We start from the raw sequence: 7,401 nt of genomic DNA, 5'->3' as shown, positions 1-7,401 counted from the left end.
TAATCTAGATAACCCATTCCTTTTTTGGCTTTTTGCGTCGTAAAGTCTAAACTTGTTGTGTCTTGAACTGCCAAAACTATTGGATGTTCTTTGATTCTTTCTACTGTACTTTTAGCTTGGGCGGCAATTATATCTGAGGGGTGAAAATAGGGGGAATTCCAAAAGTCGTAGGTGGCACTGGCGGCGGCTAGATTTCCCGAAGCTTGTGGCACACTTGTACTAGGTTGGCTGGCCAAGTTTTCTACGATACTGATTAACCTTTTCTTTCTTCTGGTGTCCCCTAGGTCTGCATATTGTAATTCTTGGGCTGCCCATTTCTCCATTTTTTTGCTTACCTCCACCTTGATTCCTTCTTTCAAAACTATACCTATCAATCGTTTCCCCTTTTTTTAAGTTTCTTCTCTTTTTGTTAAGAAAGATCCGACTAATGGATAGCTTATTAAGGGGGGATTAAGGGGAGATGAAGGGGGGATCGAAGGCAAAATCTATCTTCTATTTAATTAGAATCACTTACTTAATTTCTAATCTTGATTTTATTTGATCGCTGCACCGATGTGTTTTAAAATCTGCAAAACCCTATATAGTTCTTCTCTGGAAATAAAGGGAGCAAATATCCTAGATAGGGCATAATGATGGACATTAGCTCTCAATTTGACCAATAAAATATCATCTCCATTGGTGACGAGGGCAAAGCGAGGTTTTTCCGGCCGGGGATTAGCCATCAAATAGGCTAAAGTTTGCGGTAAGGCAGTCCAAACCGATAGGGCAGTTTTTTTTGATTCTACAATTACCACCCAAAACTGATTTAACCAGACTAAAACATCGATTCTACCCGATAGTATTTCTTCCCCATCATCGACGGTTAAGCTTACCGATTCCTCTGCGCGTACTCGCCAAGGCGGATCGTAAAAACCCGCAATCGCTAGTAAGGGAGAAACTAACAATAAAGTCACGGTTCCTTCTAATAACTGTCCTGCCGATCTTTGGTATAAATACCTTTGTCTTAGTTCATCTAAACTCTTTTTTTCATGGCTAGATAGAGACAGTAAATCACTTTGCCATTCGGGAAAAAATGCCCTATCTTCTGTTAAGGAGAGATTAAATCTTGTCTCAGCTAGGGCAATAGTTGTGATAGCATCAGTAATAGCACTCGACATAAAAATTAGCTCACCAATCTAGATAAAATTTCTCGATGAATTAAAGCTCGATCGATTAAAAAATGTTTGCGATCGCTGGTTAATCTCTCTCCATTGGCATAAAAATCAATCCAAGCATTACTAATATCATTAACTGTTTCTGGTAACTGATCTAATTCCCAACCCGGCATCGGGACTTCGGCAATTAATCGCGATACTTTCGGATCATAACTAAGGGCAAAACAACGACAATCTTCTGCCGCGGCCATAATCAAACTATGAAAGCGCATTCCGATCACCATTTCTACCCCACGAAATAAGCCTTTTAACTGTCTTGGATCCTCTAAGCTAATGATTTGATAATTTTCCCTTAATTGACGGGCTACAGCTTCACAGAGGGGCAAATCCCGCGACTTTTGAAAAGGGACTAAGAGAATAAACGCCCCCGTACTGGTTTGCAAATGAATTAAAGCTTGGGTTAATTTATCTAACTTTGCCGGGGTTAATAGGGGATGGGGACGTAAATTGACGGCGATTCTTGGGGCGGGTAAATCCGATAATCCCTTGACCGTTCGAGCGTCTAAAGCCCATACTGGATCGGGGGCAACAATAGGATGAATACCCCAATTGGCGACTAAATGAGCCGAAGTATCATCGCGCACACTAACTAAACCACATTTTTGTAAAACTTTTTTGGTTAACCAACGGGTAAAAGGTCTATTTAATGGACCAATTCCCTGCCCCCAAGCAATAGTTTTTAAGCCCAATAATTGAGCAAGAGCCATTAAACCACCGTAATAAATTGGACTGGCAAAACTGGTGACATCCTGCATTAAACTGCCGCCACCCCAGATAAATATATCGGCTTTTTTAAGAGTTTGCAAAATTTGCCACCAATCCCGACTAGGACAGGTTTCCACTCCATAACGTTGACTGGTTTCTCTGGGATTATTTGACAAAACAATAGGTTTAATTTCTGACGGCAACATCTGCAATAGAGACACTAATAATGCCTCATCTCCTCCGTTTCCTCTCCCATAATATCCACAAATTACTGCACGCATATATCAGTTATCAGTTATCAGTTATCAGTTATCAGTTATCAGTTATCAGTTATCAGTTATCAGTTATCAGTTATCAGTTAATAGAGCTTTTCACGTTACTGAGGTATCGACAAGTTTTGCCAACAAAGGGTTTAAGCTCCTTGCTCATACCTCATTCTGATGAAAACTGCTATATCTATTTTCTTATTCCCACTCATAACTAATAGCTTAAACCTGATCACTGTTTACTGATCACTGATCACTGATTTAGTCGTCCATTTGCCAGGGTTCGGTGATGTTTTTTTCATCAAGGATATTTTTGGCTCTTAAAATCAAGACCAATTCACCTAGTATTGTGACATCGGGGGAACTATCAAACCATTGTAAAAAGACAGAATTATCCCTCTCCACTAGATAATAATTGTTCACGTCCCATTCGGCAAAAACTCGATCGATCACTAATAACACTTCCTCGGATCTGGTGGCAATCGATCGAGGTAATTGATCGCTAGGCCATAAAATAGCTACAGGATCGATCGCTTTGAGAATTGCTTGCCAACCGGGGAGAGGCACGATTGTTTGTTTATCCCCCACCGTTACCAGTCGAAAAGGTTCCTCGACGCTCAAACTTTCTGTGCATTTTATATCAGTTACCGTCACCGGAAATCTTCCCACTAAAGGAATAATTCTGGCTAATTCGTCCTCATCCTGTAAACGATGGACGGGCAGCAGGGGAGCGCTACGGGTGGGAGTAACGGTAAAATCTTGTAGTAAAGACTCGATCGCCTGTCTGGCCGAGTCAGAATGGGCAAATTTCAAACCTTTAGCGATTAATTTCGCTCTTTCGGCTAAATCTCGCTTTTGTTTGCCCCGTTTCCAACACTGATAAGCGATCGCATCTCCAGGATGACGAGTAAATTCACTGGGAATCTGGGATAAACGGGAAAAATCTTGGATAGCTTTGGCGATATCGTGTGCTTCAGCCACCTCAATCCTTTTTTCTGCCGCTAATTTCGCTGCCCCTAGTCTTTGTTCTTGGTTGAGAATCCGCAATTCGTATAGCACATCACTGCGCGGCCCGATGTAGTAACTTAACAAATCTTCAGCTGCCCCCGCTTTGATTAAACTCTCAAAAACTTGGGCAGCGACAATAATTAAATTTTGTTGGGCATTTTGAAAACCGGTTTGTTCAAAGATTAACTGGGAATCGTAGCCAGCTTTTTGCAGTTTTTGACATTTTTGCCCCCAATTCACCCAATTTCCTTCTTTATGAAGCAGCGATCGCATTAATTCGGTCGCTTCCGTTTCGCTGATTCGATCATCTGTACTGCGAGGCTGTTCTGTCATAGACAACTTGGTCAAGCTACAATAACTAAAATTTATCTAATCCCTAAAAAATCTTCAATAGCAATTAAGGTTAACAGGATAGACTAGATAGTAACAGGATAGCTGACAATCACCCCCTTCGTACCTGTTAGGGCAAGTTTATCTTCAATGTCTAGATTAAGAGTTAATGGAAGCATTCCCCCCTCGTCCACAACTAACCCCGGTCAAAGGACGATGAAAACCAAGCGTCACCCCAAAGATAGCGCCTTGGGTTTAGTCTCTACCCTCAGCTTTCCGGCGATCGTCGGTACGGCAGATATGATGCTAAAATCGGCAGAAGTTACCCTCGTGGGTTACGAAAAAATTGGCGGTGGTCACTGTACGGCGATCGTGCGTGGTAATATTGCCGATGTGCGGTTAGCAGTGGAAGAAGGGGCAAAAACCGCCGCACAGTTCGGACAATTGGTATCTAAATCGGTTATTCCCCGACCGATGCCCAATTTAGAGGTAATTTTCCCAATTGGTAGCCGTTTAGCCGAAATTGCCCAAAGTCAACGGGGTTTCAGCAAACTGAGCAATATGTCGATCGGTCTCTTGGAAACCCGCGGTTTTCCCGCTATGGTGGGGGCCGCCGATGCCATGTTAAAATCCGCCGATGTGCAGTTAGCTTCCTACGAAACGATTGGGGATGGTTTGTGTACGGCCATTATCCGGGGTTCCGTCGCTAATGTGGCCGTGGCCATTGATGCGGGAATGCGGGAAGCAGAGAAAATCGGTGAACTGCACGCGGTGATGATTATTCCCCGTTTATTGGAAGATTTAGAACATACTCTACCGGTGGCCAGCTACTGGTTAGAAACCCCCGAACCTTTACCGATGTTGTTACCCAATACTGTCCGGGAAAAACAACGGGAATTGGTCGCGTTACCTGAATTGGAAAAAACCAAAATACCAATTCGTCGTCAAGAAATGCAGGAAAAAGTGTTAGAAGAAGTGATTCCCGTGGAAGTTATCATCGATGAGGACAGTTATTAATTTTTATTTTCAACCTTGCTCCTATGCTGCTAAAAGTACAGGAGCAAAAGGTTGAATTAGGATTTGCGGCAAAAAGTTTGTTGGTGGGTGTGGATTTCCCAGTAAAAAATCTGTGCAGAAGCACCCGACAATTAAACCAATCGAATAATGATAAATTTTTGTCAAGGGGTGCGGTCAGATCGAATAATCGTCGCTAGAATTGGCCTAATTGTCAGGAATTTAGTTAAACAAGGTTTTTGACAATATGCTAATCTGGCTAACAGGCTTTTGGGCGTGATATAGGGAAAAGCTCTGGCGGTTGCGCCTAAATGGGGTGATATACCGAAAGTTGACCTATATCGTTACTGTAGAGAGTGTTATCCAGAAAGTTTTCGTATAAACAATTATTTCAGGTTAAGTCTATGTCACGTAATAGTAATATCCTGTTCTTTGAAATAGCCACCTTATCTCTGATGATCGTCCTTACTGATGCTGCAACAGGAGGGCATCTCTCTTTACTTGCAGCGAACCCTGCGCCGACCACAACAGCTAAATACCTACCTCTTTCATGGGAAAAGACCGACAAGCCACACCCAGAGAGAGCAGCATGGTCTTTGAAACTAAGCGAGCAAATAGACAAACATTTCGCTAAATATAACTCCGCAAAAGACATCAACTATTTTTGCCCTAAATATGCTTCATTAGACAAGACACACAAAATCAAAGCTATAGGTGATATTTTTGTTGGACTCGCTTATTACGAGTCAGGCTTTAACCCTTTGTCAAATGATCCAGACGTAGCCAAAATCAACCACCCAAATAATTATGAAGACTACCCAGAGGAGTGGTCAGTTGGCCTGTTTCAAATGAGCGTCGTAGATCAGAAAGCCTATAATTTAAATCTAGGCTATATTTTTGATCCCAAGCAAGACCCAAACAAGGTGAAACTTCCACCTAATGAATTGCGACAGCCTTTGCCAAACATTGTGCTTGCAACTGAGGTAATGGCAAAAATGATCGACAAGCACGACGTAATCAGAGTTTCAGAAAACCCATACTGGGCTACTTTGAAGCCGGGTGGCAAATACGATAAGTCAAAAGAAATTAGAGAGTGGGTGTTACAATATGACCCGTTTTGCAACCAAAGAATTAAAGCAAATAACTCAGAATCTTCCCATAAAAAATTACTAATCCAAGCAAAAAATTGGAAGTTATCTGAAACATCTGATCTAAGAATTGAACCAAAATCTGACACAAATTTGTACTTTGAAAATCTTAGAGGTGTCAGTGAAGGAAGTTCTCAAAAATTCGTCAATCAGTGCGATCGCCATCGCCGTAGGGTGCGTTCCCTAATATGGCTCCTACTACTCCACCGATCGATTTTGGGGAACGCACCATGTACATTGATTTAAATTGTGGGTTTAAGTGCGATGTGGAAGGCACTGGGTAGCAGTACGCTGACGAGGGTACGCTAATCAAATGTAATGCGCCATATTTTCATTGGTGAGGCCAGCAGAGTTGGGGGTGATATGATGAGAAAAGAGCGGCCACTCAACACCATTTGGAGCTAATCAAAACTATGTCACTGTATCCTGATAAGGAACCCGCAATTACTCGAACAGAGCGTGGTTTAACAATTTCTGGCACAAGAATAACCTTGTATCAAATAATGGACTATATTCACGCCAATTACCCTCGTCATTTAATCCGCCATCAATTCTATCTAACTGATGAGCAGTTTGATGCAGCTATCTCTTATATTGACGCTCACTACAAAGAAGTAGAGTCAGAGTATCAAATAGTTGTGCAGCAAGCAGCAGAAATTCGAGATTATTGGAATGAGCGTAACCAAGAACGTATTGCTAATATTTCTAAGTTGCCGCCCAAGCCTGAATATACTTCTGCTTGGCAAAAATTGCAAGCGCGTAAAGCCAAACGAGCAGCAATAAGCCAGTGATTTTTCTAATCGATCACAATATTGAAGGGCAATCGCTCATACTTTTTGGCAGTATTACTTCTGAAGGGTGGCTTGAAACATTACCAATTCGTTTTATTTCATTTGATGAAGTTGAATTACCAATTACCAGCAGTGATAGAGTGGTTTGGCACTTTGCTCAAGAGAATCAAATGATTTTACTAACCGCCAACCGTAGTATGAAGGGTGAAGATTCTCTAGAACAAGTAATTCGAGAAGAATGTTTACCAACTTCTTTGCCTGTGGTTACGTTTGCAAATGTTGATCGGATTATTGAACGAGAATATCGAGAAGAATGTGTTGATCGCTTGATTGAAATTGCTCTTTACCTTGAAAATTATTTAGGCGTGAGTCGTCTGTTCATTCCATAGGAAATGTCCTAACTTTGCCGTTAGGCGGCTTCGTCTATCTGTGAAGGCGTAGCCGCAGTGCGATGCCGAAGGCACTGCGTAGCAGATCGCAATCTTGTAGGGTGCGTTCCCTAATGTGGCTCCTACTACTTCAGCGATCGATTTTGGGGAACGCACCATGCACATTGATTGAAACTGTGGGTTAAAGTGCGGTCGCCGATCTTAATAAGCTATATTAACAACAATACTTAAAGAGAAGGCTTAAAATGGTTAAATCAACTTTGTACACGACAGCAAAAGTCCTACCGGGAAATAGAATTGAAATTGAATCTCCAGATCTGACTGTAGGACAAACTGTTGAGGTAGTTATTTTGGTTGAAGAAGTTAGTTCTGATTCTTCTACCACCGAAGATATAGCAATTCTTGGAGCTATGAGGTACAATAGAAAGCAAATAGACAAATAATAGAACTTACCAGCTTCCTATGAGACCCTATTCCGTAGATTTTCGCCAAAAAATTATCGATGTCTGGAAGAAAGAAAAAATTTCCATTCGAGG

General features: G+C 41.7%; 9 protein-coding genes. 5 read left to right on the top strand and 4 right to left on the bottom strand.

Annotated elements, in window-relative coordinates; genetic code table 11:
* The 4 genes from H6F92_RS23200 to raf1 all read right to left on the bottom strand — a co-directional run.
* Positions 1-323, bottom strand: a 323-nt coding sequence (locus H6F92_RS23200) for an IS4/Tn5 family transposase DNA-binding protein (protein ID WP_190357936.1), incomplete at its 3' end; no start/stop codon positions are given.
* A 210-nt stretch (positions 324-533) separates the two neighbouring features.
* Positions 534-1,157: a type I restriction endonuclease subunit R gene (locus H6F92_RS23195; protein ID WP_190359663.1), complete on the bottom strand. Its 624-nt coding sequence runs from the start codon at positions 1,155-1,157 to the stop codon at positions 534-536.
* Positions 1,158-1,162: 5 nt separating this feature from the next.
* Positions 1,163-2,200 (bottom strand): polysaccharide pyruvyl transferase CsaB, encoded by a 1,038-nt coding sequence (gene csaB, locus H6F92_RS23190; RefSeq protein WP_190359662.1) that lies wholly within the window; start codon positions 2,198-2,200, stop codon positions 1,163-1,165.
* A 246-nt stretch (positions 2,201-2,446) separates the two neighbouring features.
* Positions 2,447-3,526: a RuBisCO accumulation factor 1 gene (raf1, locus tag H6F92_RS23185; RefSeq protein ID WP_190359661.1), complete on the bottom strand. Its 1,080-nt coding sequence runs from the start codon at positions 3,524-3,526 to the stop codon at positions 2,447-2,449.
* 213 nt (positions 3,527-3,739) lie between these two features.
* Here raf1 and H6F92_RS23180 point away from each other — a divergent pair, with 213 nt between their 5' ends.
* From H6F92_RS23180 to H6F92_RS23160, 5 genes are all read left to right on the top strand, one after another.
* Positions 3,740-4,540: a beta-carboxysome assembly protein CcmO gene (locus H6F92_RS23180; RefSeq protein WP_002787918.1), complete on the top strand. Its 801-nt coding sequence runs from the start codon at positions 3,740-3,742 to the stop codon at positions 4,538-4,540.
* Between the two features lie 401 nt (positions 4,541-4,941).
* Entirely contained in the window at positions 4,942-5,931 is a 990-nt protein-coding gene (locus H6F92_RS23175; RefSeq protein WP_190359660.1) for a hypothetical protein, read from the top strand.
* A 167-nt stretch (positions 5,932-6,098) separates the two neighbouring features.
* Positions 6,099-6,476 (top strand): DUF433 domain-containing protein, encoded by a 378-nt coding sequence (locus tag H6F92_RS23170; protein WP_190359659.1) that lies wholly within the window; start codon positions 6,099-6,101, stop codon positions 6,474-6,476.
* The gene (locus H6F92_RS23165) at positions 6,473-6,865 is read left to right on the top strand and encodes an ACP S-malonyltransferase (RefSeq protein ID WP_190359658.1); all 393 of its coding nucleotides are present in this window, start codon (positions 6,473-6,475) and stop codon (positions 6,863-6,865) included. Before H6F92_RS23170 ends, H6F92_RS23165 begins: the two co-directional genes overlap by 4 nt.
* Before the next feature lie 245 nt (positions 6,866-7,110).
* The gene (locus H6F92_RS23160; RefSeq protein WP_190359664.1) at positions 7,111-7,308 is read left to right on the top strand and encodes a hypothetical protein; all 198 of its coding nucleotides are present in this window, start codon (positions 7,111-7,113) and stop codon (positions 7,306-7,308) included.
* Positions 7,309-7,401: the final 93 nt, after the last annotated feature.

Origin of the sequence: Microcystis wesenbergii FACHB-1317 (assembly GCF_014696875.1) — a bacterium.
Lineage (GTDB): Bacteria > Cyanobacteriota > Cyanobacteriia > Cyanobacteriales > Microcystaceae > Microcystis > Microcystis wesenbergii_A.
This window is presented reverse-complemented; position numbering and strand designations above follow the sequence as displayed.